This window comes from Idiomarina sp. UBA3176 (assembly GCF_002364295.1).
GTDB classification, from domain to species: domain Bacteria; phylum Pseudomonadota; class Gammaproteobacteria; order Enterobacterales; family Alteromonadaceae; genus Idiomarina; species Idiomarina loihiensis.
On sequence record NZ_DEXU01000024.1, the window covers coordinates 137,533 to 162,436 of the forward strand.

Here is a 24,904-nt window from a genome sequence, read left to right on the forward strand (position 1 = left end):
CCGGCCAGGCCGACCGCCTGGATATGTATCAGCTGCGCTGCGAAGCCAGTGAACACCTGGCGCATCATCAGGCCAGTGAGGTTGCCGGTTTATTAGGTGTTCGTACCCATTTGCTGCCGCACCAGTTGTATATTGCCAAAACTGTTGCCGACCGTTACCACCCGCGAGTGCTTTTAGCCGATGAAGTGGGCTTAGGTAAAACCATTGAAGCCGGCATGATCATCAAGCGCCGCCTGAATACCGGCCGCTCGCAGCGGGTCTTAATTGTGGTACCGGAATCTTTAATGCATCAGTGGCTGGTTGAGTTACGCCGCCGCTTTGCGCTGAACTTTACTCTGTTTGATGATGAGCGTTGCGAGCAGGCGGAAGCCGACAGTGAAAATCCGTTTTTAACTGAACAGCACATTATTATCAGTAGCCGCTTTATGCACGAGTCGCGCTGGAGTCAGGCGTTGCTTGAGGCGGAATTCGATCTGCTGATAATTGATGAAGCACACCATTTACAGCCCGAGGCACCGGAATTTAGTGCGGTTAAAAGCCTTTGCGAAGCGGTTCCCGGCTTGTTGCTGTTAACGGCAACCCCGGAGCAAGAAGGTGCCGAAGGTCATTTCCAGCGACTGCAGCTACTGGACCCGGACAGGTTCTCCGACTTTGCCAGTTTCCAGCAAGAGCAAACACAGTATAAAGAATTAGCAGAACAAGCCGAGTCTGTTACTGACCCGGCAGAACTCGATGACCTGCTGGATAAACATGGTACTGGCCGCGTTATGTTCCGTAACCGTAGGGCCGATATTGGCGGTTTTCCTGAACGCCATTTTCATCCGGTAGAACTGGATGAATGCGAACCCGATGAAGACATGCCCTGGTGGATGGAAGATCCGCGCATTGACTGGTTATTGAATCACATTAAACAGAACCGCTCGGAAAAAGCACTGCTGATATGCAAAACGGCAGAGCAAGTACTGGATTTGTCGGAAGCCTTGCGCGTACTGGCGGGGGTACAGGCGGCAACCTTCCATGAAGGTATGACGCTGACCGAACGTGACCGCTCCGCCGCCTTTTTTGCCAGCGAAGAAGACGGCAGCCCTATTCTGCTGTGCTCAGAAATTGGCAGTGAAGGTCGTAACTTTCAGTTTGTTCATCAACTGATTCTGTTCGACTTGCCAACGAACCCTGACCTGCTGGAACAGCGTATTGGCCGCTTAGACCGCATTGGCCAGCAGCAAAATATTGATATTTACCTGCCTTACTGCAAAGGCTCGGCGGAAGCCATATTGCTGCCATGGTACGAGCAGGGTATGAACGCCTTCTCTCAATGTAATGCGATAGGCCGTAAACTGTACGATGCTTTTGGTAAGGACATTGAGCAGGCTGTTGCTGAGCAGAAGCCACTCAGTGACGAATTGCTGGAGCAGACGAAAGAACTGCACAAAACCTGGCTGGAACGGAACCGTGAAGGGCAGGACAAGTTGCAGGCACTAAACGCCTGTCGTCCTGAAACTGCTGAAAAAATCATAGAACAAATTCATAGCGACAGCGATACCGACACTCTGGCAGACTTTATGATTGCCTTCTTTGACCGTTTTGGCGTGACTAACGAAGTGCTGGATGAAGAGCGCTGGTTTATTCGCCCGGGTGAGCATATGCGTGTCGGCAGCCTGCCGGGACTGCCGGATGATGGCATCACCATAACCTTTGACAGGGTGACCGCACTGAACTTTGAAGATACTGACTTTTTAAGTTGGGATCACCCCATGGTGCAGGCTGCGCTTGAACTGCTGACTGCAGATGACTTTGGCAGCACCTGCGTTGCAGAGCTGAAAAACCCGGCTATTCCGGCTGGCAGCTGGTTCCTGGAACTGGACTTTGCCAGCATAGTACCGGCGCCTAAAGCCGCGGCATTGCAGGAGTTCTGCCCATTGCAGAGTTTACGTCTGTTGTTTAATGGTCAGGGTCAGGAGCTGTCCGCTAAAGTGTCACGCGAGCTGCTGGACCAACAATCCAGCTTTATTGATAAAAAGACCGCGCGACAGATATTGCGTCAGTTACGTGACCCGGCGCAAAAGATTATTCAGTCCGGCCAGCAACAGGCTCGTGAGTGGCAGCAAAAGCAGCTGGATGAAGTAAAGCAAAATGCGCTGGCTGCACTGCAACACGAACGCACGCGCTTGCTGGAATTACGACAGAAAAACCCGTCGGTGCGCAGCAGTGAAATAGAGGCGATAAATTGGCGCGAAGAGCAAATTACGGCGGCGCTGGAGAGCCCGCAGTTATCGCTTCAGGCAGTGCGTATCCTGGTGAATAACCATTAATGACGCTGCTCCATTATCAGCCGCCGACAACGCCATTTCTTCAGGTTATCTATGAGGACAGCCAGTTGTTGGTGGTTGATAAGCAAAGCGGGCTGCTCAGTGTTCCGGGCAAGCGACCAGAACATAAAGACTCGGTTTATACCCGCGTACAGCGCGTACACCCAGAAATAAGAGTGGTCCACCGGCTGGATATGGCAACTTCCGGAGTTCTTTTACTGGCAAAAACTAAAGCCGCGCAAAGTCACCTGAACCGGCAGTTTCAGAATCGCACAACCAGTAAAAGGTATATTGCCCGAGTTTGGGGCAAACCACCTTCTCCGCAAGGGGAAATAGAGTTGCCGTTGTCCTGCGACTGGCCGAATCGCCCGCGCCAGCACATGGATTTTTTCACCGGCAAACCCAGCACGACCTTTTATCGTGTAACGGATTTTGATAACGGTTGTAGCCGCCTTGAACTGACACCTCATACCGGACGCTCACATCAGCTCAGAGTTCATATGCAGGCCCTTGGCTGCCCGATACTTGGAGATAAATTCTATGCACACAGCGATGCTTTCGCTGCTGCTGAGCGTTTATTACTGCATGCGGAATACCTTGGCGTAACCCATCCGCAAACCGAACAACCTATAGAGTTTTTCAGCCCCGTTCAGTTTTAGCAATTTGCACTCAAGCTAGCGCCGCTTCAGCCGATACAGGCTGCATGAAGCGCTATCTATTAATTCTGCTGGCGGTTGTTTTCATCAACCCCGCAGTAAGCCAGGACGACCTAGAACGTTATTTGCCGCAAGACCAGCTCCATTGGTTAACCGGAAATGACGGCGAACGCTATTTGGCGTTAAAGAAAGAGTACTTGCAGGCCTTTGAGCGCGGGCAAATGGTGCTTTTACCAGATTGGTACTACCATCCACTGCAGTCTTTTTATATTCGCCCGGTTTATGAAAACGCACCGGATTTTGGCTGGACCACCTGGGCTTTAACCCCGCCCGACAACGACATACGTACAGACAATTTGCAGACACCTGCTACGACAACGCATTTCCCTGAGGCTGCAGACGAAGAGGTCTTTACGGCACCAGTGAATGCTTTGCAGCAACGCATGACTCTGCTGCTGAACGAAACCCTGGACCGCCCGGGCTTTTCTGTATGGGTAGTAGAAGGAATTACCGCAGACATAGCCCTGCGTTTGCTGGAAAGTGAGCCTTCAATAATGCCCGATGCTATTGTATTGGTTAACGCTTATGTGCCTCAGTTTCAGTATAACCGCACTCTTGCTGAACGCATTAGCCAGTCGCAACTGCCGGTTCTCGATATTCGCAGTGCGGAAGCTAACCGTTGGGTGAGTGAACACTGGGCCTTGCGTAAAAAACTAGCGAATAAATACCAGCACCCAGCGTACCGCCAGCGTCAGCTGGTTAATTCCGGTAACACCGGGCAGCGTGAATTAATCTCTACTATAAAAGGCTGGCTGGAATTTCACGGCTTTTAACCTTTCCAGTTTTAACACCCTTTTTTAACGGACGCCGCGCTTTTCTTTGATCTTCTCATAAGCCGCCTGAATGTCCTGAGCACGTTGATGAGCCTGCTTCATTACCTCTTCCGGTAACCCCTTAGAAGCCAGCTTGTCCGGATGATGCCGAGCCATTAATTTACGATACGCTTTCTTAATTTCGGCGTTACTGTTTTGAGCTGTTACGCCAAGCACTTCATAAGCGTTATTTATTTCATCCTGGCTGGTGGTTTTTCGCTGTTGCTGATGCTGCTGCCGACGATGCTGATGAAAACGAAAAGCCGCTTTTTCCATCATCAACCACTGGTCCAGCTGAAAACGAGTAAACCCAAGGTGCTTAGCCACGTTAACCAAAACTTCATGCTCTGACTTTTCCAACACACCGTCATTTAACGCAAGACCAATCAGCTGCTCCATAAAAAGCTGCAGAACATCGCGGTTACCGTAAAAGGAGGCACTAAAATCCTTCATGACTTGTTGCAGAGGAAACGTCGGTTCTTTACCTTCGCGAAAGGCTTCCTGTGCTTCGCGGGTCGCGTCCTGATTTAAATTCAAACGACGCATTAGCTCCTGAGCCTGAGAAATATCGCTAGTGGTGACTTTACCTTTTGCCTTAGCAACGTGGCCCATTACTGCGAACAGTGTGTAAATAAAATTAGCGTCCCCGGCGGCTTGCTCTGCCCCATACAAAAAACGCCCCCAGGCGCCTTTTTGGGAAAAGTCCTGAGCCATGCCCCGATCAAACCAGTGACCAATGAGCGCCCCCAGAATAGCACCCGGCCATTTCATAAACGCAAAGCCAGCCAGTGCGCCGACTACCTTTCCCCAAACCATGTTATTTCTCCAGCCGCTGGTTAACTTGATGCAGGCGTTCCGGTGTACCTACGTCTGTCCAAAATCCATCCTGATGGCTTGCTGCCAGTTGCTTCTTATTAATTGCCCTGTCGAAAAAAGGCTTTAATGCCCGTTTCCCCTCAGGGTATGGCGCCAACAGTTCTTTGCGATACAGACCAACACCGGAAAAAGTTTTACGGGCATCATTCTCATTTTCCCCATTAACCAACAATCCATTTTCAATAGCAAAGTCACCATTTGAATGATGAATCGGATTATCCACCATAATTAAATGTCCCAGCAGCCCTTTTTCCAGATCCGTTGGTAAATCCCGGTAATCCCAGTCTGTCCAGATATCACCATTAATAACCCAAAACGGGTCATCTCCGAGCAGTGGCAAGGCTTTAATAATACCCCCTGCAGTCTCAAGTCCACCCTCAGGTTCCGCAGAGAATGAAACCTGCAGACCCCACTGGCTGCCGTCCCCGACAAAATCTTCAATTTGCTCACCATGCCAGGCATGATTAATAACCACTTCATTAACACCTGCGTTTGCCAGCTTTTCCAGGTGATAACCCAACAAGGGTTTTCCCGCTACCGGCAACAAAGGCTTTGGCTGATTATCCGTTAACGGGCGCATTCTACTGCCCCGTCCGGCAGCTAAAATCATCGCTCTCATAGGCTGTCCTTCCAGGCTGGGATAATGCGCTCACGCAACCAGCGGTTGTAATTTGAAAGCTGCGGATAGTTAGCACTTACTCGCTGCAAATACCCGAGGGTTCTGGGCACATCCTGTAAATAGCCGGGCTTATGATCGCGATGCGCCAACCGGGCAAAAATACCTGCCGCTTTGGTGTGCCGCTGCAGCCCCATCCAGTCAAACCAGTGTTGCCATTGTTGTGGTTCAACCTGCGCCGCTAAGCAGTCAGACTCAACCAGATGTTGCCTTAACCCTTCACTCAATTCGTTGACCAATTCCTCTGGCCACTCAATATAGCAGTCGCGTAGTAACGACACCGCGTCATAGGTCACCGGACCCAGCACCGCATCCTGAAAGTCGATAATACCAATACGGTCATCGTCCAGCAGCATTAAGTTACGTGAATGAAAGTCCCGATGCACTCCCACCTGCGGTTGCTGCAATGCGTTATCAATCATTTGTTGGCTAAACTGACTCCAAACTTCATCGTCCCCGGTATGCCAGTCTAAGTTCAGGTGATGTTTTAATAACCAGTCCTTAAATAAAGAAAGTTCACGTTCCAACAAAGCGGTATCGAAAGCGGGCAGCTCACCCTGCTCAGTCCGGCGTACCGACATAATGTTAGGCAGCGCGGTAAGTGCCTGCTGGTAGTATTGCCGCGCATTTCGTGGATGCAGTTTACTCAGCAACAGTATCTGACCAAAATCGGATTGCAGCATAAAGCCCTGTTCTAAATCCGCCGCAATAATCTCTGGCACAGTAACGCCGGCTTCAGAATAGGCTTGTGCAACGGCCAAAAAAGGCTTCATTGGTTCTTTTTCGGGAGGACAGTCGACCGCTATCAGGCTTTCCTGGCCATTAGTTGCCCGAAAATAGCGACGGAAACTGGCATCACCGGATACAACTTCTAAAGTTGGTTGTGAAACACCTGTCTGGGCTTCACACCAAGCCTGCAGAGCCACTTCTCGTTTGTCTTCCAAAATATCCTCCACCAAATTTGTCGCAAAGCCTTAAAACTAGCAGTGTACCAAATAGCGAAACAAACAAAATTGCTTTATTATACCCTCGCGCTGCAAAACAGAATAAATGCATTTAACAACAACGACGGAAGATTAAATTGCTGCAACGGTTTATTACTTCGCTAATGCTACTGCCCTTTCCCGGCAGCGCGCTAGCGGCTTTACAAAATCAAGACGCACCACAACACATGACTTGCACCGTGCCTCAGTCTACTGAGAGTACGATTACCGCCGTCCAGTTGCAGGAAACCGATGCAGGAACTATTGGTGTTGAATCGCGTAGCGCCGAAATTCTGGCCAATGAAAAAGCGTATTTTACCGGTAACGTCATCATTCAGCGTAACGGACAGTGGCTTTCAACTTCAAAAGCCACTATCGATCAGCAGCGGGGTGAGATTATCGCCTCAGACGGCATTACTTTTAATGACGGCTATTTAAGCGTTACGGGTGATTCGTTATCGCTAGACTTAAACGATGACGAGGCCAAACTCTACAACAGTGATTACCGACTGCGAAATCATAACGCGCGTGGCCACGCAGAGTTGCTTTCATTGTCCCGGCAGGAAGTTTTATTACAGGACTCAAGCTTCACCACCTGCCCGGGCGAGACTCCGGCCTGGCAATTACGCGCAGAACGTATTCAGATAAATGAAACCAGCGACTTCGGTGAAGCCTGGCACGCCCGATTTGAGTTATTCGACGTACCGGTGCTTTACTTACCGTATTTTAATTTTCCATTGAGTGACGCGCGTAAAACCGGTTTGCTCTACCCCACGTTCGACTCATCATCAAACAGTGGTTTTGAAGTAGAAGTTCCCTACTACTTTAATATTGCTCCCAATATGGATGCGACAATAGCTCCGGTTTATATGTCCGAGCGCGGCACCATGATGAAAGGCGAGTATCGCTATTTATTTGAGCAAAATGCCGGACAATTCAATTTAGAATATTTAGGCAATGACGACACTCGCATCGCAAATAAAAAACGCTACCTTTGGCACGTTCAGCATTCGGCGCAAATAAACCAGGACTTGAGTTTTTACCTGGATGCGACCGAAATTAGTGACGACAACTACCTGAATGACTTTGGTAGTGATTTTGCAGGCCGGGCTGACACTCACTTATATCGCGTAGCCCAGCTTGATTACGACAACGAAAACTGGACCGCACAATTACGTACCGAAGACTACGAGCTTATTGGCGACTACCGCAGCCCCTATCGCACACTGCCGCAGCTTAGTATCGATTACAACACTGGCGACTTCACCGGCTTTAGCGCCAGCTTATACAACGAACTAACCTATTTTCAGAATCAGGATCAGACCCGCGAATACGCGACCCGGGCACATATAGAGCCGAGCATTCAGTACCGTTTTGAGAAGCCTGCTTTTGATACAGAAGCCGAGCTTTCTTATCTTTATACGCGCTATTGGCAGGAAAGCCCGGACAACAAGATTGCTGAGGAAGTTTCACGTGCGCTTCCCCGCGCTCGTGTAAGGGCTCGTTTGCATCTCGAGCGAGCCATTGAACTGGGTGACAGCCAGTACCGTCAAACCCTGTCGCCGCAAATTCAGTATTTGTATGTGCCCTATGAAAACCAACAGAACATCGGCATTTATGATACCTCTTTATTGCAGGACGATTACCACGGGCTGTTCCGTAGCCGCCGTTTTTCGGGGTTGGATCGCATCGCCGAGGCTAACCAGATAACGTACGGTGTCAGCAGCAGCTTATTCACTCAGAATGAACGCGAAGTGCTGCGAGCCAGTATTGGGCAAATTTACAATATTAATGACAGTCGTACGCAACTGTTTGCCAGCGATGAAGAAACCACAACCTCCAGTAACAGTGAGTGGGTTGCCGACATTAACTGGGCTGTTGATGAGAACTGGTCAATACGCAGCTCAATTCAATACGATACGGAACTTAACACCACCCGTAAGAGTCAGACCGCGGTAGAGTTCCGTAAAGATGAATCAAACTTGATACAGGTCAGTCATCGCACCGCAACCAACATTCTGAACAACGATATTGAACAAGTTGGAACGCAGGCAGTTTGGTCAGCAAGTTCGCGCTGGCAAGTCGCATCAAATGTCTTTTACGATCTCACACATGATCGTTTAAATGATGCTATGGTGGGCATTCAATACAGCAGTTGCTGCTGGGCCTTACGGGTTAGCGCGTACAGACGCATAAACCGTGATCTTGAGCCGGCTTTTAGTGCGACTCAGATAAACGGCGAAACTCAATTTGACAATGGCATTAGTATACAATTTATTATCAGCGGTTTAGCTTCTGATAGCAGTGGTCTAATTAACATGCTTGAGAAAAGTACGTACGGTTACCGCCGTCCTTTTTATCTCAGTAACTAGTGGTAGGTATAATGAAAAAAATTGCATCGTTTTGTTCAGCAGCTGTGCTGATTGCATCGTCTTTTTTGCTGAATAACACCGTTCAGGCTCAGCAAATACTGGATCGCGTTGTCGTCGTAGTCGATGACGGCGTAGTGCTGCAAAGCCAGATTGACCAACTTATCCAACAAGTTAAGAACGGTCAGAACTTCAACTCGAGTAACGCGCCTTCAGACGAAGTTCTGGAAACTCAGGCTATAGAACGCCTGATTCTGCAGGAAATTCAGTTGCAAATGGCTAACCGCATGGGTATCGAGATTGACGACAACCAGTTAGAGCAAGCCATCAACGAAATAGCAAATAACCAAGACCTTACAACAGCTGAGCTTCGGGAAAACATGGTCAGTAGTGGTATGAGCTGGGCAGCCTACCGCGAAAATATTCGTAACGAATTGGTTATCCAGCAAGTTCAACGAGCAGCTGTACAGCAACGCGTTTCTATCACACCGCAAGAAATTAATAACCTGGTGAAACTCATAGAGAGCAACCAGGAAGTTCAGACAGAGTATCGTTTGGCTCAAATTCTGATTTCCGCTGACTCAAACTCATCACAAGCCGAACTTGAAAAAGCCAAAGAGCGTGCCAACACAGTTTTGAATTTACTGGACAAAGGTAGTGACTTTGCTGACTTGGCGGTACGTTCCTCCTCCGGTTCTGCGGCATTGGATGGCGGTGACCTGGGCTGGATGACAGTTAATGGCATGCCGACCTTGTTTGCGGAAGCGGTAGATGGGAAGTCTGTAGGTGACGTTGTCGGCCCAATCCGCAGTGGTATCGGCTTTCATATTTTGAAAGTACAGGACAAGCGCGGAGAGCAAACAGTCGAAGTACAAGAAGTTAAAGCACGTCATATTTTAATCAAGCCTTCCGTTATTTTGTCAGACAACAAAGCGAAAGAGATGCTCAATCAATACCGTGAGCAAATTGCCAATGGCGAAAAGACTTTTGCTGAACTTGCACGTGAACATTCAGCTGACCCTGGTTCGGCCTCTCGTGGCGGCGATTTGGGCTGGGCTCGTCCCAATAAATACGCACCAGAATTCAAGCAAAAAGTAGAAAGCATTGAACAAGACACAATAAGTGAACCGTTCAGCACACAGTTTGGCTGGCACATTGTAGAAGTTACCGGTCGCAGAACTCTGGATGCCACTGAAGAAAACAAGCAAGAACGCGCATACCAAATGCTGTTTAGCCGTAAATTCCGCGAAGAGCTTGATAACTGGCAGCAAGAAATTCGCGACCAGGCGTTTATCAGAAGAGTTGCTGAGTGAGTATACCAACTCTTGTATTTACACCGGGTGAGCCGGCAGGTATTGGCCCGGACTTAATTATAAAAATAGCGCAGCAGCCCTGGTCGGCTGCTGTCGTTGTCTGTGCAGATAAAAATTTACTAAAACAACGCGCCGAGCAATTGAACCTTCCTATTACCTTGCACAGGTATAGAAAAGGTGAAGAACTGCCGCAACATGAACCCGGACATCTTTGGGTAGAACATATTCCAGTGTGCGAAGACGTGACTCCTGGCGAGTTATGTACAGCCAACGGTCATTATGTGGTTGATTGCTTAAAAAGAGCCTCTGACGGTAATCTCTCAGGCGAGTTCGATGCCATTGTTACCGGCCCTGTACACAAAGGTGTGATTAATCAAGCCGGCGTGGCGTTTTCAGGACACACTGAATTTTTAGCTCATGAAGCGAACTGCAATGATGTCGTTATGATGTTGGCTACAGAAGGCCTGCGTGTGGCGCTGGTCACGACTCACATTCCGCTGGCCTATGTGGCAAAAGCCGTTACCGCGGAGCGTCTGACCAACATTATTACCATACTGCATAACGACCTGACTAAGAAATTCGGCGAGTCGTCGCCCAAAATATTGGTTTGCGGATTAAACCCTCATGCGGGAGAGTCGGGACATTTAGGCAGGGAAGAAATAGACATTATTATTCCGGTTCTGGAACAACTTAAAAAGCAAGGCATGAACTTGCACGGCCCGTATCCCGCAGATACCATTTTTCAGCCAAAGTACCTTGAAGATGCCAGTGCGGTAGTTGCTATGTATCACGATCAGGGTCTTCCGGTGCTAAAATATAAAGGTTTCGGGCAGGCCGTAAACATTACACTCGGGTTACCTTATATCCGGACTTCTGTTGATCACGGTACAGCACTTGAGCTGGCCGGGTCTGGCAAGATTAGCGACGGTAGTTGCCGCCTGGCAATGCAGACCGCTATAGATATGGCAAGAGCAGCGTATTATGAGTAAAAACCAAGGTGGGAATAAACACCAGGGCGGAAGTAAAACCCACTTGGGCCACCGGGCACGTAAACGGTTTGGCCAGAACTTCCTGAATGACGACTATATTATTGAGCAGATTGTTGATGCCATTAACCCTTTGCCCGGTGAAAACCTAATAGAAATTGGCCCGGGGTTAGCAGCACTAACTGAGCCGACAGTAGATCGCAGTGGCCATTTAAAAGTTATCGAAATTGACCGTGACTTAGTTGAAAGGCTTCAGCATCACCCTTTTTTAAGTTCAAAACTGGAAGTGATTCAAGCCGATGCGCTAAGCATAGATTTTAGTCAGTTTGCCAAAGAGAGTCCGGCACGAGTGTTCGGTAACCTGCCCTATAACATCTCCACGCCGCTTATCTTTCATCTGCTGAAGTTTGCCGATGATGTAAAAGATATGCACTTTATGCTGCAAAAAGAAGTGGTTGATCGCTTAGCAGCAGAGCCCGGCTCAAAAAGTTATGGCAGAATCAGCGTCGGCGTGCAGCAAGCCTGTAAAGTCACCCCGGTGGTTGCCGTTCCGCCATCGGCGTTTACGCCGCCACCGAAAGTAGAATCGTCGGTGGTTCGGTTAGAACCTTACACCGAAAGTCCTCATCCAGTTAAAGATAAAGCGCAACTGCACAGCTTATGTTTGACAGCCTTTAATCAACGCCGTAAAACAATAAGAAACAACCTTAAACAGTTGGTTCCTGCAGAGCAGTTGGAAGCCCTTGGCATTGACCCGGGCGCAAGACCGGAAACACTCTCTGTAGACGATTACTGCAGGATATCCGACTGGCTCACCGAACAAGCGAAAAAGAATGACAGTCAGTAACATTACAGTAGAGGTTAAAACACAATATTTAGCGGCTCAGTCAAACCCTGATACCGGACAATATGTGTTTTCTTACACCATAACCATAACCAATGAGTCCAGCCAGATAGTACAGCTACTTGCCCGCGAATGGCGCATTACCGATGCCGACAATAAGATTACCCGGGTGGCCGGTGATGGAGTTGTGGGACAACAGCCTAAACTGGCTGCCGGTGAATCGTTCAGTTATACCAGCGGCACCGTTCTGGCTACGCCTATTGGCACTATGGAAGGTCATTACCTGATGATAGATGAACATGGCTCGCAGTTTAAAGCGCCGATTCCGTCTTTCCGGCTGGCCATTCCTAATATTATTCATTAATTATGAGCAATTACGTTGTTGGTGATATTCAGGGCTGCTTCCGCGAACTTGAAGCTCTGCTTACTCAAGTCAGCTTTAACCCTGCAAACGACTCATTATGGTGCGTAGGTGATATTGTCGCGCGCGGCCCCGATTCGCGCGATGCGTTGCGTTTTTTCTACGAAAACAGTAACTCGGTACACACCGTATTAGGTAATCACGATTTAAACTTAATGGCAGTGTTGCTGGGTTGCCGACAACCTAATCCGAAAGATAAACTTAACGCATTGCTAGAAGACAGCAGTCGCTATGACTGGTTAGAGTGGCTTCGCCACCAGCCTTTGCTGCACCAGCTGATAGAGCACAAAACGGTAATAGCTCACGCCGGTATTTACCCATGGTGGACACTCGAACAAGCCAGTCAATACGCGCAGGAAGTCACGAAAGTTATTGCTGGCAATGAGTTTGAAAACTTTATGCAGCAATTATTTGGCAACTCCCCGGGAAAATGGGACTCAAGTCTGCAAGGTTTTGACCGATACCGTTTTATAGTGAACGCCTTTACCCGAATGCGTTACTGTAACCCGGAAGGTGAACTGGATTTTTCTCAAAAAGATAATCCATATGAGCGTTCGTCGCAGGATTCGTATAAGCCATGGTTTAACTTTTGGTCAGAATCTGAGAATCGAGTATTATTCGGGCATTGGGCTGCGCTAATGGGCGAAACCCGCCGTCAGGATGTGATAGCGCTGGATACTGGCTGTGTTTGGGGTCAGTACATGACGTTATACAGCGTTGAAAATAAAACCTTCTTTCATGAACCGGCTTTGACCGGGAAGTGATAATAATAATTATGCAGTGCTGAGGAAAGTTTCATGAAAATTACTGTTGCCATGCGAGTTATCGGTGGTTTTGCCATCATTACTTTGCTGTTACTCATCATTAGCTTAAGCTCGTTGTTTAATATCAACAGCATAGGCTCGTCGGTTGATAAGCTCAACGATGAGGCAGTACCGGCACTGAATCAAGTCTCGGCTATTAAAGTCGATATTCTCGAGCTGGGTAATGTTCAGCTAGAAACTTTTTATGATGAAAGTTTAGAACAGGTAGCAGCTCACAAAAAAGAGTTTAACGAATCTAACAAGTTGCTTTTCTCCTCTCTTGATAAGCTTAAAGAGCTTATTCAGGGGAATGGTCAGAGTGACGAAATTAACGAGCTGGAAAAAGACTCACGCCAGTACATTAGTCTGATAGACCGCCTGTTTAGTCAGCACAGTGAATACCTCGAACTGCAAAATGTTACTGCCTCGCAGTTAGATGAAATTGCATTCAATATTGATGATGCCGCTATCATGCTGCTGGACACTATGGATGCCTCTAATAACGAAGTAATCTCCCGTGAAGCCAGCAACATCGAATCGTCACTGTCCAGTCTCATCACTTTAATGTATGACCTGAACAAAGCGAATAAATTAGACAGTGCTCAAATCATTCGCAGCGAAATTGACATAAATATTGACAGTATTCGTCCTCGCCTGGAAGTTTTAGATAATGAGGCTACAGGCGGTACAGCCTCAATGGTAGATGATGCAATTGCGACAGTTCGTGATGCGCTCGACAGCCTTCAAGGCACGGGTTCGTATCCGGACAATGTCATTCGTCGCCAACAGCTTCGTGTAGACTCAGAAGACTCTCTGAATAAATCAGAAGTCCAGCTAAATAAATTAATGGCTGAAGCCGACCGCCTACAAACTGCGGTTCGCGGAATAGCCGACGGTACACGGGTTTCAGTAACAGACTCTATCTCTACCAGTAGCTGGCTCAATAGTATTATCACCATTATTTCTATTGCTCTGGCCGTGTTTATTTCATGGTACACCGTACGTAGTATCAGCCGTCCATTGTCACGCGTTAACCACATGTTGAACATTATGGCTGATGGTAACTTAACCGAACGTGTTGACTATAGCTCGCAGGACGAATTTGGAGAGCTAGCCTCAAATACCAATAAACTGACCGGTAATTTACGTAAACTTATTGAAGGTATTGCGAACCGCGCCACTCAGCTAGCTACGGCCGCGGAGCAGTCTTCCAATGTTTCAGACGAGACAACTAACGCCATTGACGAACAGCGCCGTCAAATTGAGCAAGTAGCCACGGCCACTCAGGAAATGAATAGTACTGCCAGCGAAATGGCTGACGGTGCAGAACAGGCCTTACGCGAAATTCAACACTCTGATGATGAAGCAAAACGCGTTCGTCAAATTTCAGACAAGAACCGTGCAACTATCGAAGGCCTGGCAAATGAAATTAAAGGCGCATCGGAAGTTATCGATCAGTTGTCAGAAAACAGTAAAAACATTGGTGGCATTCTGGATGTTATTCGCGGTATTGCCGACCAGACTAATTTGCTGGCACTGAATGCTGCCATTGAAGCGGCACGAGCCGGTGAGCAAGGCCGCGGGTTTGCGGTTGTTGCTGATGAGGTTCGTACTCTGGCCAGCCGTACTCAAGAGTCCACCGAAGAAATTCAGGACATGATTGAGAATCTGCAGAATGACTCTCAGCGAGCGGTTACCGTAATGAATAAAGGCCGCGAGCAGGCTGAACTCAGTGTTCAACAGTCCGATGAAGCAGCTCAGGCACTTCAGTCTATTACTGAGTCAGTGCATCAGGCGTCTGACAGCAGTAACCATATTGCTAATGCGGCGAAAGAGCAAAGTAGTACTGCGCAGGATATCAGCGAGCGTCTTGAGTCTATTGTTTCCATTGCCGAACAAACGGCTTCTGGTTCCAAACAAACAGCTCAGGCGTCTAATGAAGTCGCTAAACTGGCAGATGAGCTCCAGGACTCAATTAAGAGTTTCAGAGTCTAAAGCAAACCTCTGAACTGCAGAAACGAAAAAAGGCGCCCTTTGAAGGCGCCTTTTTACTATTTAATGACTTTATAGCCTCAACATTTAACGCTCTTAGGCGGTTAAGTTAATTTTAGCGAAGCGGCGTTTACCCACCTGATAAACTCCAGAGTCCTTTTCTGTGCACAGGTAACGCGAGTCGCTGAATTTCTCACCGTCCACTTTAACGGCATTTTGTTTTATCATCCGTAACGCTTCAGAGGTGGACTCAACCAGCCCGGCTTCTTTTAGCACATTACCTATTGCCATTCCCTCAGTGCCAACTTGCACCGTCTTTTCAGGTATGTCGTCCGGTAAGGCGTTTTTCTGGAAACGCTGAATAAAATCCTGCTCGGCTTTTTCTGCGTCGTCTTCCGAGTGGAAACGAGCAATAATCTCTTTTGCCAGCAAAACTTTCACATCACGCGGGTTTTTCCCGTCAGCTACAGCGGCTTTCAGTTCGTCAATTTCGGTAATGGAACGGAAGCTGAGCAACTGGAAGTAGCGCCACATAAGCTCGTCTGACACCGACATAATTTTACCGAACATGTCATTCGCCGGTTCAGTAATGCCAATATAGTTATTCAACGACTTGGACATCTTCTGCACACCGTCCAGCCCTTCCAGCAACGGCGTCATAATGACAGTTTGTGGACGCTGCCCTTCTTCTTTTTGCAGTTCACGACCCATTAGCAGGTTAAAGCGCTGGTCAGTACCACCAAGCTCAACATCTGCTTTTAACTCAACCGAGTCCCAGCCCTGAACTAACGGGTATAAAAACTCATGAATGGCTATGGATTGATTGTTCTGATAGCGCTTTTTAAAGTCATCACGCTCTAACATACGGGCTACGGTCTGGCGCGCAGCCAGTTTAATCATGTCGGCCGCCCCCATTTTCGACATCCATTCGGAGTTAAAGCGGATTTCGGTTTTAGCCGGGTCGAGAATTTTAAAAACCTGTTCTTTATAAGTTTCAGCGTTAGCAATAACCTGTTCGGTGGTCAGCGGCTTTCTGGTGACATTTTTGCCTGTAGGGTCACCTATCATGCCGGTGAAATCACCTATCAGGAATACCACTTTATGGCCAAAATCCTGAAATACTCTCAGCTTGTTAATTAAAACAGTATGGCCCAAGTGTAAATCGGGGGCAGTTGGGTCAAAGCCAGCTTTCACTATCAGCGGCTTACCACTGGCTAACTTCTCAGCCAGTTCCTGCTCGAGCAAAACTTCTTCGGCACCGCGAGTAATCTCGGCAATAGCTTCCGCCACTTCGGTTTTCATCCTTATCTCCAACTGTAAAAACTCATAAACCAGCCATTTTACGCCATTATTACCACTGTTTTAAGCTCAATAATCTGGTATTCTTCATTTTTTCGTATTATCCTCGAAACCATAAGGTTATTCCGTGGTCGTAAACAGGTGCAGTAATCTCCGTGTTTGCTGACAAATGTTTACTGGATAATCACAATAAAGAAAGTGAAGTGCGCTAAAATATGACATTAAAATCTGTCACCAAAATTCAGCGGATGTTTATGGAACTTCCGCATTTTCATAAAATTCTGATCAGTGCGATCAGCGTTGCCCTCTTGCTATTACTGATCATTCCGTCGGAACCCGCCACGGCATCTAAGAACAGTACTTCAGCAGAGCAGTTAATGCCGGGTAAACGCTATCAGCTGGATTTAGCCTTTGAGCAATCCAGTTCAAATGAAAACTCCGAAAACTCAGAACTGACCTGGCAGACCTATCAGGTTAAGTCGGGTGACAGCTTAGCAAAAATATTCAGCAAAGTAGGCTTTAGTGCCCAGCAGCTTTATCGTGTTACCGAGTCTGGTGACGATGCGAAGTACCTGCGTAAAGTCCACCCCGGTGATTTGCTTCGCTTTGCGACAGACAGTGACGACAATCTGGTGCAGCTAGCGCATCAGATAAACGACACCGAAACACTTATTATTACTCGCCAGAACGACAACTTTGTTGCTGAAATAGAAACTAAAGAAGTTGAAGTTCGCACAGAGTTTACTCATGCCGTTATTGACTCCAGCTTCTGGAATGCCGGTATCGACTCAGGTCTGACTGACAACCAAATTATGCGCATTGCCGATATTTTTGGCTGGGATATCGACTTTGCTTTAGACCTGCGTAAAAACGATGAATTTAGCGTACTTTATGAAACGCACTATGTAGATGGCGAGTTTGTTGGCTACGGCAAAATTTTAGCGGCAGAGTTTGTCAACCGGGATGAGAACTTCCAGGCCATTCTTCACGACAATGGACAATATTATACGCCGAACGGTCGCGCCATGCGCAAAACCTTCCTGCGTTCACCGGTTAACTTTACTTACATAAGTTCAAGCTTTAACCCTCGTCGTCTGCACCCTGTTACGGGCCGGGTACGCCCGCATAACGGTATAGATTACGCAGCGTCTACTGGCACACCAGTGATGTCATCCGGTGACGGTAAGGTTATTTCCGCAGGCTATAGCTCATTAAACGGCAACTTTATTTTTGTTCAGCACGGCGAGCGCTATGTAACTAAGTATTTGCATCTTAGCCGTAAGCACGTGAAAAAAGGTGACCGTGTTAAGCAGGGTCAGGTTATTGGCCGTGTCGGTGCTACAGGTCGGGTAACGGGCCCACACTTACACTACGAATTCCTCGTAGACGGCGTACATCGTAACCCTCGTACAGTAGAATTGCCGGAAGCTAAGTCGCTGGGCGAATCAGAATTGCCTTCTTTCCGCCAACACGCGGATCAGGTAATGGCCATACTAAACGACAACAGACGCGTTTACCTGGCGATGCAGTAATGTTTCAGCGTTATATTGGACTGATGTCGGGCACCAGTATGGATGCGGTTGACGCGGCATTGGTTCAGATAGACGCGCAAGGCACACTTAAACTTGAAGCTCATCACTCTTTGTCTTTCCCTCCGGAACTGCGCGCTGGCCTACTGGCTTTAAGCCATACAGATACCTGGCAGGCAGATGAGCTGGCCGGTTTAGACATCGCTTTTTCCGAGCTTTGTGCCAAAGTGGTACGCCAACTTCTTGAACAGGCCGATATAACAGCAAAAGAAGTTACCGCTATTGCCAGTCACGGGCAAACCGTTCGACACAAACCCAATGAAATACCAGCCTACACCTGTCAAATTGGCGACCCTACACGGTTGGCTTTAGGTACGGGCATTGATGTTATTTACGATTTTCGGCGCAAAGACATTGCCGCAGGTGGTCAGGGAGCACCGTTGGTTCCGGCTTTTCATAAGCAAGTTTTTGCCCGCAAAAATCAAAGCATTGCGGTTATTAACCTGGGTGGCATTGCCAATGTCACCTGGCTGGGCCATAAAGGCCAAGTACTGGGCTTTGATACAGGACCTGCCAACACCTTACTGGACCAATGGGTTCAGTATAATGACCCAAGTAAAAGCTTCGATGAAAACGCCCAATTTGCGAGTGCAGGCAAACTTCAGCCTGACCTGCTAAAGCGTTTATTGCAACATCCGTTTTTTGCTAAACCAGCTCCCAAAAGTACGGGTCGCGAGGAGTTCAACTTAAAATGGCTGCAACAACAATTGGCCGGGCAGAATATATCTCCGGCTGATGTACAGCGCACTTTGACCGAACTTACCGCTATTAGCATCAAAGATGCACTGGCAACGCTGCCACAACAGCCCGATACGGCTTATTTTTGTGGTGGAGGCACCCGAAACCCATTATTGATGGAGCGCTTAACTGAGCTCTTAGCACCGATTCAATGCGATACTACAGCAAGTTTAGGCGTTGACCCGCAATGGGTTGAGGCAATAGCTTTTGCCTGGTTAGGCTGGTGTTACGAGCATAAAAAACCGGGTAACCAGCCTGAAGTTACAGGAGCCAGTCACCCGGTGGTTTTAGGCGCTAAAGTCCTACATCAATAGCAGCGTTATTCAGCACCCAGCTCTTTGAAGGCGTCCCGGGTCAGGTTTTCGTTACCATCAGCTCCAACGACAATACTGTCTTCAATACGTACACCACCGTATGGACGCAGCTCATCAACTTTCTCCCAGTTAATATCTGCACTGTCTTTGTGCTCTTCCAGCAGCTGATCGACCACATATAAGCCCGGCTCAATAGTAAAGACGTGGCCAACTTCAATGTCTCGTAGTAAGCGTAAAAACGGATGACGCTCACTGCGCTCGTAGCTGTTGCCTTTGTCATCTTTCAAGAAACCGCCAACATCATGTACCTGCAAACCGATAAAGTGGCCTAACCCGTGCGGCATAAAGGCACTGGTGTAACCTTTGTCGTAAATGCTTTGCTCATCACCTTTTATAAACTCAAAGTCAGTTAAAATTTGCGCGACTTTCAGATGCATAGATACATGCAGGTCGTAATAGCTCACACCGGGCTTAATCTCGCTCAACAGCTCTTGTTGAGCTTTATCCATAGCTTCAACCAAGTCCGCATAGAAACCCTCTTCATAAGCGTACGAGCGGGTTATATCAGAGCAATAACCACGGTAGCGTGCGCCAGCATCAATTAAGAACGAACGGATTTGCTTAGGCGGAACGGTGTCGTATACGTCGTAATGCAAAATTGCGGAATCGCTGTTCAATGCAACGATGCTATTGTAAGGCACCTGAGACTCACGAAAGTCGATAGCACTCAGGTAAGCATGGTGTATTTCCAGCTCGCTTTTACCGGCAAAAAAAGCTTCTTTTGCTGCAACATGGGCTTTTGCCGCTAAGCGGTTGGCTTCGCGCAAATTGTCCACTTCCCATTCCGTTTTTATTGAGCGATGGAAATGCAGATGATCAATCAATGCCTGCGGGTTGCGAGCTTTCACTTTCCAGTCACTGACCGGCTGAGCAAAGTCTTCACCAATAAAGGCTGACTGTTCTAAGTCACTACCTAAATCTTCAGTCAGCATGCTTAAGTCGTCGATAATTTTTAAATCAACGTGCTGCTGCCATTCTTCTTCCGGCACGTTAACCGGAGCATGCCAGAAGTCCCGAGCCTGAAATAAGTAAACCGTAGGACGTTGGCTACCCTTACGATAAAAAATAGCACTTTTGGGGCTTTCTGTGACCGGAACCCAATATTTAAATAGCGGGTTAACCCGGTACGGCGGCGCGTTATCGTCGAGAAAATCAACTCGTGGCTGGCCCGAGTAAACCAAAACGGATTCAAACTGATTATCTTCTAACGCTTTATCAAAGCGGCTACAAACTGTCTTGATGTGTTCTGCGTACGCGCTCATAAAAAAACCTCACAAAAAATTGTGAGGTTATTCTAGCGGAAAAGCCAAAAAATTTCAGCTGTTCCCGAGGGGAAGCTAAAGCCTAAACGGAAAAGCTGGAGCCACAACCACAGGTTGTTGTGGCATTCGGGTTGTCGACAAAAAAGCGAGAGCCCTGCAGCCCTTCTTCGTAGCTGACCACGCCACCCATTAAATACTGTAAACTCATTGGATCAACCAGCAGGGTGACGCCGTTTTTTTCTATTTCCATATCACCCGGGTTTTTCTTTTCATCAAAGGTAAAACCATATTGGAAGCCCGAACAACCGCCTCCGGTTACGTAAACACGCAACTTCAAATTTGGGTTTTCTTCTTCAGCAATCAGCTTACCCACTTTGCTTGCCGCTTGTTCAGTGAACTCAATCGGCATTGCCTGCTCTGCTGCACTGCTCATGATTTCTCTACCTTGGTTGAACTCTACTGCTATTTTCTCTTACCTGAGTATTTTGGTCAAGTATCGCCGTCACTACGCACACCGGGGTTAGCATCTCCCCGGCTAATTTCTTTCCAGAAAAAGGTTCGATCCAGCGTGCCGTTACCACCTTTGGTAATTCTGACTTTCACCTCTACCCGTTCAGGAGCCAGTCCTTCCGGCATAAAGAAGTCGCCCTCGTACAAGGAAAAATAGCGCATAGAAAAACTGCGATCATCTTGCGCTATATTGGCAAGTTGCAGTAAGTCATAACGCTTTTTCTTGCCATCGATACGACCAACCAGCTCAACAGTAACATTTCCCTGGACAAAGTTGCGACGCTGCTCAATTTGTAAAACCGCCAGAGAGAAATGGAAATGGTTTTCCGAACGATTCTGAGTAACGGTTAAAGAGTCTATAGTAACGCCGCTTTCCTGTAGCTCCGGCGCCATAATTTTCTGATAAAACGCTAAGTCACGACGCAAACCGTAGTTATCATTTTGTAACGCGCTCAACTCGTCCTGCAAACTTTGGTTGGCCGAACGCTCAATATCTAGCTCAACTTGCAGTACATGGCGTTGATACTCCATCTGCTCAAGTCGCTGATAAAGCTCTTCAAGTTGCTGCGACTGCTTCGAAACTTCTTCTTTTAATGCCTTTGCATGCCACACACCAGCTAAGTAGGCTAGGTAAACAACCAAAACAGCAACACAGATCAACAACACAAATACCGGGAAGGCTCCCCAGCGTTGTTGCCAGTATTTCAGGTTAAAATAGGGCTTCATAACTTCCAGCTCATTTCCATCAAGCGTTTATGCTGATATGTTATTGATAAATATGCAAGCGCCATCCCACGGTTTAAGGTAAGGATCTTATTTTAAATGGCTTCTAACTCGGTACTCCGACAACAATTGCGCAAACAGCTGGCGATGCCATCGACCACTATCGCCATTTGTTTAATGGGACTGGCCGGCGGAATTCTGGCAGCTCTTATGATTGCCGGGTTTCGTTTTGCAATAGAACAAGGCGCTTATCTTGTCGGGAATGACAGCTACTGGCAACAGCCTTTACCAACTACTTACCGCTTTTTACTACCTATTATTGCCGCCGCCATTGTTTATGTTCTGTTTCGGCTGTCGGGCTCTAAACACGTGCGCATGGGTATTCCCTACGTTATCCATCGTATGAAGCAGCACTACGGCATGCTTCCCTGGCGCAGTACCGTAAACCAGTTCTTTGGTGGAATAATTGCGCTGGTTGCCGGTTTCAGTGTTGGCCGCGAAGGGCCAGCAGTTCATTTAGGCGCGGCAGCCGCTACCTGGCTAGGCTTTCATTTCGACGCCCCCAAGAACGCCATACGAACCCTAGCGGCCTGTGGTATCGCCGCAGCTATCGCTGCCTCTTTTAACACGCCGTTGGCGGCTATGGTTCTGGTAATGGAAGTGGTACTGCGGGAATACAAAGTTCACGTTTTTATACCGGTTATGTTGTCGGCGGTAGCCGGTTCGCTAATTACCGAAGAAATTTTTGGTGTTGCTTCTGAGCTGGCCGTGCTCTCAGCCCAGGATATTCCCACCACACAGTTGCCCTGGGTGATGCTACTGGGCGTTGTACTGGGGTTTGTTGGGGTGTTGTTCAAAAAACTCATGCTGGATGTTATGGAAACCGTGCAAGACATGTCATTGCTTACGCGCTTGCTCTTTGCCGGGCTTATAACGGCAATGCTGGCTGTCATCATTCCCAGCAGCTTAGGTCCGGGGCTTACAGCTATTGAGCAGGTGTTGAATCATCAGGGTGAAATGTCGCTACTGACCACCTTACTTATAGCTAAGCTTTTTGCCTCAGCTATTGCTTTGGGCATGGGGATACCCGGCGGTTTAATTGGTGCCGTGTTTGGTATCGGAGCCATTATTGCTGCGGTATTTGTCGGTGCAGTTAACGGGCTGGATATTCAACAGCCATTGTCTTTCGACAGCTTCATTCTATTAGGAATGGCTGGTATTTTAGCGGCCTGTATTCACGCTCCAATGGCAGCCCTGCTCGCTATTGTCGAGTTGTCACGCAGTGTGGAAATTATTATTCCCGCTATGTTAGTGATTGTTCCGGCTTACTTAATATCCAGTCAGTTACTGAAATCCAAGTCCATTTTCATCTCCCAGCTAGAGCTGCAGGGTTTGCCTTACCAGTTAGCTCCGGTGCATGTCGCATTACAGAAAACCGGTGTTGAAAACGTCATGGAAACGGATTTCAAATTGCTGCTTGAGCCCACTCAGAACGAACTGGTTGATTCACTTGAATCTGCGCAGGCGAAAACCGTTATTGTTATGTCAGTCGATGAAGATAATCAGGCACTTTATCGTCTGGTAACTTATGATATCAACGCCGGTGACAGTCCCAGCCTGAGCTACACTCCTATTAAAGGAATTCGAGTCACATCGACTCTGGCCGAAGTGTATGATGAAATTGGGCCCCAACGCCGGGGCGCCGTGTATATCTATGAAACGGATGACGGCCAGCCCTGTGGCATTGTTACCTGGGAAATAGTCCGTAAAGCCCTACAGAGAGAACTCGCATGACATGGATACTATGGGTTAAAGCCCTACACATTGCTTTTATGGTGGCCTGGTTTGCCGGCATTTTCTACTTACCACGTTTGTTTGTTTATCACGCAATGAATGCCAAGCCTGCCGTAGACGAGCAACTCTGCATAATGGAAAGACGCTTACTGTATTTCGTCACCCCCTTCGCCATTCTTACGCTCATTTTCGGTGTCGTGCTTATTTTTGCCTATGGTTCAGCCTGGTTTGCCGCCAGTGGCTGGATGCACACTAAACTGGTACTGGTGTTACTACTTTTTGCGTATCACGGTTACTGTTTCAAACTATTGAAGGACTTTAAAACCGGTACCAACCGCCGCAGCCACAGGTTTTACCGGGTGTTTAATGAGCTCCCGGTACTGGCACTTTTCGCTATTATCATTTTAGCGGTAGTTAAGCCTTATTAGATTCTCTTGTGCCGCATGATTTGCTATAGTGTGCGCCCAGTGACATTCTGCGGCAGAGGCGCACCCAAAGATGAATTTCACCGGCTCCAATATTCTTTCTGTAAATCAGTTCAATCGCGACAGCATTGACTACATATTCTCCGTTGCGGACAAGATGCAACCTTACGCCCGGCGTAAAACACGCACTCGAGTTCTTGACGGCGCTATCCTTGGTAATCTTTTCTTCGAACCTTCAACTCGTACCCGGGTAAGCTTCGGCACGGCGTTCAACCTGTTAGGGGGCGAAGTCCGCGAAACCACCGGCATGGAAAGTTCGGCCATTGCAAAAGGCGAATCGCTTTACGATACCGCCCGCGTATTAAGCAGCTACAGCGACGTTATTGCCATGCGCCACCCAAAGTCGGGCTCGGTAAGAGAGTTTGCTGAAGGCAGCCGGGTACCGGTCATTAACGGTGGTGATGGGGCGAACGAGCACCCTACTCAGGCATTGCTGGACCTTTACACCATCCAGAAAGAACTGGCGTACCATCAGCAGAGCATTGATAACATGCACATTTGCATGATTGGCGATTTGAAATACGGGCGTACCGTACATTCGTTGTCCACTTTGCTCTCTATGTACAAAAACATTAAATTCACTTTAATTTCGCCCCGTGAACTTTCCATGCCAGATTCCGTATTAGATACGCTGGCAAATGCAGGCCATCGTGTAACGGTTACAGAAAAAGTCGACGGTATTGTCGATGCTGACATTGTTTATCAAACCCGCATACAGCAAGAACGCTTCGCAAGTCCGGAAGACGCTGATCAATATCGCGGTAAGTTTCGTTTAAACCAGGCTATTTACACTAAGCACTACAAGCCGAATACGGTCATCATGCATCCTTTGCCGCGAGATTCGCGCGCCGAAGCGAATGAACTGGATAACGACTTAAACCAAAACCCCAACCTGGCTATTTTTCGTCAGGCTGACAACGGAGTGCTAATTCGTATGGCTCTGTTTGCATTAACACTTGGGGTCGTTGACCAGGTTGATAAGCACCAATGTGATGTCATCTGGTACAGCGAAAAAAGCCAACAGTAAAGA

The 24,904-nt window shown here is 47.9% G+C and carries 22 protein-coding genes; 15 read left to right on the forward strand and 7 right to left on the reverse strand.

Annotated features, from left to right (window positions below):
- From rapA to B2U97_RS12050, 3 genes are all read left to right on the forward strand, one after another.
- Positions 1-2,312 (forward strand): RNA polymerase-associated protein RapA (gene rapA, locus B2U97_RS12040; protein ID WP_286830541.1); only part of this gene is annotated, 2,312 nt, incomplete at its 5' end.
- The gene (locus tag B2U97_RS12045) at positions 2,312-2,968 is read left to right on the forward strand and encodes a pseudouridine synthase (RefSeq protein WP_034822079.1); all 657 of its coding nucleotides are present in this window, start codon (positions 2,312-2,314) and stop codon (positions 2,966-2,968) included. The genes rapA and B2U97_RS12045, both read left to right, overlap by 1 nt.
- Before the next feature lie 44 nt (positions 2,969-3,012).
- Positions 3,013-3,798, forward strand: a complete 786-nt coding sequence (locus B2U97_RS12050) for a DUF3530 family protein (protein ID WP_034822076.1) — start codon at positions 3,013-3,015, stop codon at positions 3,796-3,798.
- A gap of 24 nt (positions 3,799-3,822) precedes the next feature.
- Here the strand turns inward: B2U97_RS12050 and djlA are convergent, their stop codons facing one another.
- Genes djlA through B2U97_RS12065 form a run of 3 tightly spaced genes read right to left on the reverse strand, consistent with a single transcriptional unit; the run spans position 3,823 to position 6,333 of the window.
- Positions 3,823-4,653, reverse strand: a complete 831-nt coding sequence (gene djlA, locus B2U97_RS12055) for a co-chaperone DjlA (RefSeq protein ID WP_286823187.1) — start codon at positions 4,651-4,653, stop codon at positions 3,823-3,825.
- Between the two features lies 1 nt (position 4,654).
- A complete protein-coding gene (gene murU / locus B2U97_RS12060) occupies positions 4,655-5,332 on the reverse strand; it encodes an N-acetylmuramate alpha-1-phosphate uridylyltransferase MurU (RefSeq protein WP_034822071.1) in 678 nt (225 codons plus the stop codon).
- Positions 5,329-6,333 carry an aminoglycoside phosphotransferase family protein gene (locus B2U97_RS12065; protein ID WP_034822179.1) on the reverse strand — a complete coding sequence of 335 codons (1,005 nt, stop codon included), beginning with the start codon at positions 6,331-6,333 and terminating at the stop codon, positions 5,329-5,331. Before B2U97_RS12065 ends, murU begins: the two co-directional genes overlap by 4 nt.
- A gap of 137 nt (positions 6,334-6,470) precedes the next feature.
- Between B2U97_RS12065 and B2U97_RS12070 the strand changes: the two genes are divergently transcribed.
- From B2U97_RS12070 to B2U97_RS12100, 7 genes are read left to right on the forward strand one after another with little or no spacing between them, the layout of a single operon-like run.
- Positions 6,471-8,744 (forward strand): LPS-assembly protein LptD, encoded by a 2,274-nt coding sequence (locus B2U97_RS12070; protein ID WP_034822068.1) that lies wholly within the window; start codon positions 6,471-6,473, stop codon positions 8,742-8,744.
- A gap of 11 nt (positions 8,745-8,755) precedes the next feature.
- Positions 8,756-10,054, forward strand: coding sequence for a peptidylprolyl isomerase SurA (gene surA / locus B2U97_RS12075; RefSeq protein ID WP_110014315.1), 1,299 nt, complete (start codon positions 8,756-8,758; stop codon positions 10,052-10,054).
- A complete protein-coding gene (gene pdxA / locus B2U97_RS12080) occupies positions 10,051-11,043 on the forward strand; it encodes a 4-hydroxythreonine-4-phosphate dehydrogenase PdxA (protein ID WP_034822059.1) in 993 nt (330 codons plus the stop codon). Before surA ends, pdxA begins: the two co-directional genes overlap by 4 nt.
- Positions 11,036-11,887 carry a 16S rRNA (adenine(1518)-N(6)/adenine(1519)-N(6))-dimethyltransferase RsmA gene (rsmA, locus tag B2U97_RS12085; protein WP_286823189.1) on the forward strand — a complete coding sequence of 284 codons (852 nt, stop codon included), beginning with the start codon at positions 11,036-11,038 and terminating at the stop codon, positions 11,885-11,887. Before pdxA ends, rsmA begins: the two co-directional genes overlap by 8 nt.
- Positions 11,874-12,248, forward strand: coding sequence for a Co2+/Mg2+ efflux protein ApaG (gene apaG / locus B2U97_RS12090; protein ID WP_286823190.1), 375 nt, complete (start codon positions 11,874-11,876; stop codon positions 12,246-12,248). Before rsmA ends, apaG begins: the two co-directional genes overlap by 14 nt.
- Positions 12,249-12,250: 2 nt before the next feature.
- On the forward strand, positions 12,251-13,069 hold the full coding sequence (locus tag B2U97_RS12095) for a symmetrical bis(5'-nucleosyl)-tetraphosphatase (protein ID WP_286823191.1): 819 nt from the start codon (positions 12,251-12,253) through the stop codon (positions 13,067-13,069).
- Positions 13,070-13,102: 33 nt separating this feature from the next.
- Positions 13,103-15,103, forward strand: coding sequence for a methyl-accepting chemotaxis protein (locus tag B2U97_RS12100; RefSeq protein WP_286823192.1), 2,001 nt, complete (start codon positions 13,103-13,105; stop codon positions 15,101-15,103).
- A gap of 93 nt (positions 15,104-15,196) precedes the next feature.
- On the opposite strand, the gene tyrS is transcribed toward B2U97_RS12100, so the two are convergent.
- Positions 15,197-16,402, reverse strand: coding sequence for a tyrosine--tRNA ligase (tyrS, locus tag B2U97_RS12105; protein WP_272988970.1), 1,206 nt, complete (start codon positions 16,400-16,402; stop codon positions 15,197-15,199).
- 236 nt (positions 16,403-16,638) lie between these two features.
- On the opposite strand from tyrS, the gene B2U97_RS12110 reads away from it, so the two are divergent.
- Together B2U97_RS12110 and B2U97_RS12115 are read left to right on the forward strand one after the other, a co-directional pair.
- A complete protein-coding gene (locus tag B2U97_RS12110) occupies positions 16,639-17,931 on the forward strand; it encodes an OapA family protein (RefSeq protein ID WP_414653526.1) in 1,293 nt (430 codons plus the stop codon).
- Positions 17,931-19,040 (forward strand): anhydro-N-acetylmuramic acid kinase, encoded by a 1,110-nt coding sequence (locus B2U97_RS12115; RefSeq protein WP_286823194.1) that lies wholly within the window; start codon positions 17,931-17,933, stop codon positions 19,038-19,040. The genes B2U97_RS12110 and B2U97_RS12115 overlap by 1 nt, the downstream gene beginning before the upstream one ends.
- Before the next feature lie 5 nt (positions 19,041-19,045).
- Here the strand turns inward: B2U97_RS12115 and pepQ are convergent, their stop codons facing one another.
- The 3 genes from pepQ to B2U97_RS12130 all read right to left on the reverse strand — a co-directional run bounded on the left by pepQ (position 19,046) and on the right by B2U97_RS12130 (position 21,598).
- Positions 19,046-20,362, reverse strand: a complete 1,317-nt coding sequence (gene pepQ / locus B2U97_RS12120; RefSeq protein ID WP_272988967.1) for a Xaa-Pro dipeptidase — start codon at positions 20,360-20,362, stop codon at positions 19,046-19,048.
- Between the two features lie 82 nt (positions 20,363-20,444).
- The gene (gene erpA, locus B2U97_RS12125) at positions 20,445-20,795 is read right to left on the reverse strand and encodes an iron-sulfur cluster insertion protein ErpA (protein ID WP_011235467.1); all 351 of its coding nucleotides are present in this window, start codon (positions 20,793-20,795) and stop codon (positions 20,445-20,447) included.
- A gap of 56 nt (positions 20,796-20,851) precedes the next feature.
- A complete protein-coding gene (locus B2U97_RS12130) occupies positions 20,852-21,598 on the reverse strand; it encodes a DUF6776 family protein (RefSeq protein ID WP_272988966.1) in 747 nt (248 codons plus the stop codon).
- Positions 21,599-21,694: 96 nt separating this feature from the next.
- Here B2U97_RS12130 and B2U97_RS12135 point away from each other — a divergent pair, with 96 nt between their 5' ends.
- The 3 genes from B2U97_RS12135 (at position 21,695) to B2U97_RS12145 (ending at position 24,901) form a co-directional block, all read left to right on the forward strand.
- A complete protein-coding gene (locus tag B2U97_RS12135) occupies positions 21,695-23,389 on the forward strand; it encodes a chloride channel protein (RefSeq protein ID WP_272988965.1) in 1,695 nt (564 codons plus the stop codon).
- Positions 23,386-23,817 (forward strand): protoporphyrinogen oxidase HemJ, encoded by a 432-nt coding sequence (hemJ, locus tag B2U97_RS12140; RefSeq protein WP_272988964.1) that lies wholly within the window; start codon positions 23,386-23,388, stop codon positions 23,815-23,817. Before B2U97_RS12135 ends, hemJ begins: the two co-directional genes overlap by 4 nt.
- Before the next feature lie 70 nt (positions 23,818-23,887).
- A complete protein-coding gene (locus B2U97_RS12145) occupies positions 23,888-24,901 on the forward strand; it encodes an aspartate carbamoyltransferase (protein ID WP_272988962.1) in 1,014 nt (337 codons plus the stop codon).
- Positions 24,902-24,904 lie beyond the last annotated feature (3 nt).

Bases quoted from the DNA above. Each gene is read 5' to 3' on its own strand.
- B2U97_RS12135 (WP_272988965.1), top strand. From the start codon at position 21,695: ATGGCTTCTAACTCGGTACTCCGACAACAATTGCGCAAACAGCTGGCG.
- pepQ (WP_272988967.1), bottom strand. From the start codon at position 20,362: ATGAGCGCGTACGCAGAACACATCAAGACAGTTTGTAGCCGCTTTGAT.
- B2U97_RS12145 (WP_272988962.1), top strand. From the start codon at position 23,888: ATGAATTTCACCGGCTCCAATATTCTTTCTGTAAATCAGTTCAATCGC.
- B2U97_RS12100 (WP_286823192.1), top strand. From the start codon at position 13,103: ATGAAAATTACTGTTGCCATGCGAGTTATCGGTGGTTTTGCCATCATT.
- hemJ (WP_272988964.1), top strand. From the start codon at position 23,386: ATGACATGGATACTATGGGTTAAAGCCCTACACATTGCTTTTATGGTG.
- rsmA (WP_286823189.1), top strand. From the start codon at position 11,036: ATGAGTAAAAACCAAGGTGGGAATAAACACCAGGGCGGAAGTAAAACC.
- B2U97_RS12095 (WP_286823191.1), top strand. From the start codon at position 12,251: ATGAGCAATTACGTTGTTGGTGATATTCAGGGCTGCTTCCGCGAACTT.
- murU (WP_034822071.1), bottom strand. From the start codon at position 5,332: ATGAGAGCGATGATTTTAGCTGCCGGACGGGGCAGTAGAATGCGCCCG.
- B2U97_RS12130 (WP_272988966.1), bottom strand. From the start codon at position 21,598: ATGAAGCCCTATTTTAACCTGAAATACTGGCAACAACGCTGGGGAGCC.
- surA (WP_110014315.1), top strand. From the start codon at position 8,756: ATGAAAAAAATTGCATCGTTTTGTTCAGCAGCTGTGCTGATTGCATCG.
- apaG (WP_286823190.1), top strand. From the start codon at position 11,874: ATGACAGTCAGTAACATTACAGTAGAGGTTAAAACACAATATTTAGCG.
- B2U97_RS12045 (WP_034822079.1), top strand. From the start codon at position 2,312: ATGACGCTGCTCCATTATCAGCCGCCGACAACGCCATTTCTTCAGGTT.
- djlA (WP_286823187.1), bottom strand. From the start codon at position 4,653: ATGGTTTGGGGAAAGGTAGTCGGCGCACTGGCTGGCTTTGCGTTTATG.
- erpA (WP_011235467.1), bottom strand. From the start codon at position 20,795: ATGAGCAGTGCAGCAGAGCAGGCAATGCCGATTGAGTTCACTGAACAA.
- B2U97_RS12050 (WP_034822076.1), top strand. From the start codon at position 3,013: ATGAAGCGCTATCTATTAATTCTGCTGGCGGTTGTTTTCATCAACCCC.
- tyrS (WP_272988970.1), bottom strand. From the start codon at position 16,402: ATGAAAACCGAAGTGGCGGAAGCTATTGCCGAGATTACTCGCGGTGCC.
- B2U97_RS12115 (WP_286823194.1), top strand. From the start codon at position 17,931: ATGTTTCAGCGTTATATTGGACTGATGTCGGGCACCAGTATGGATGCG.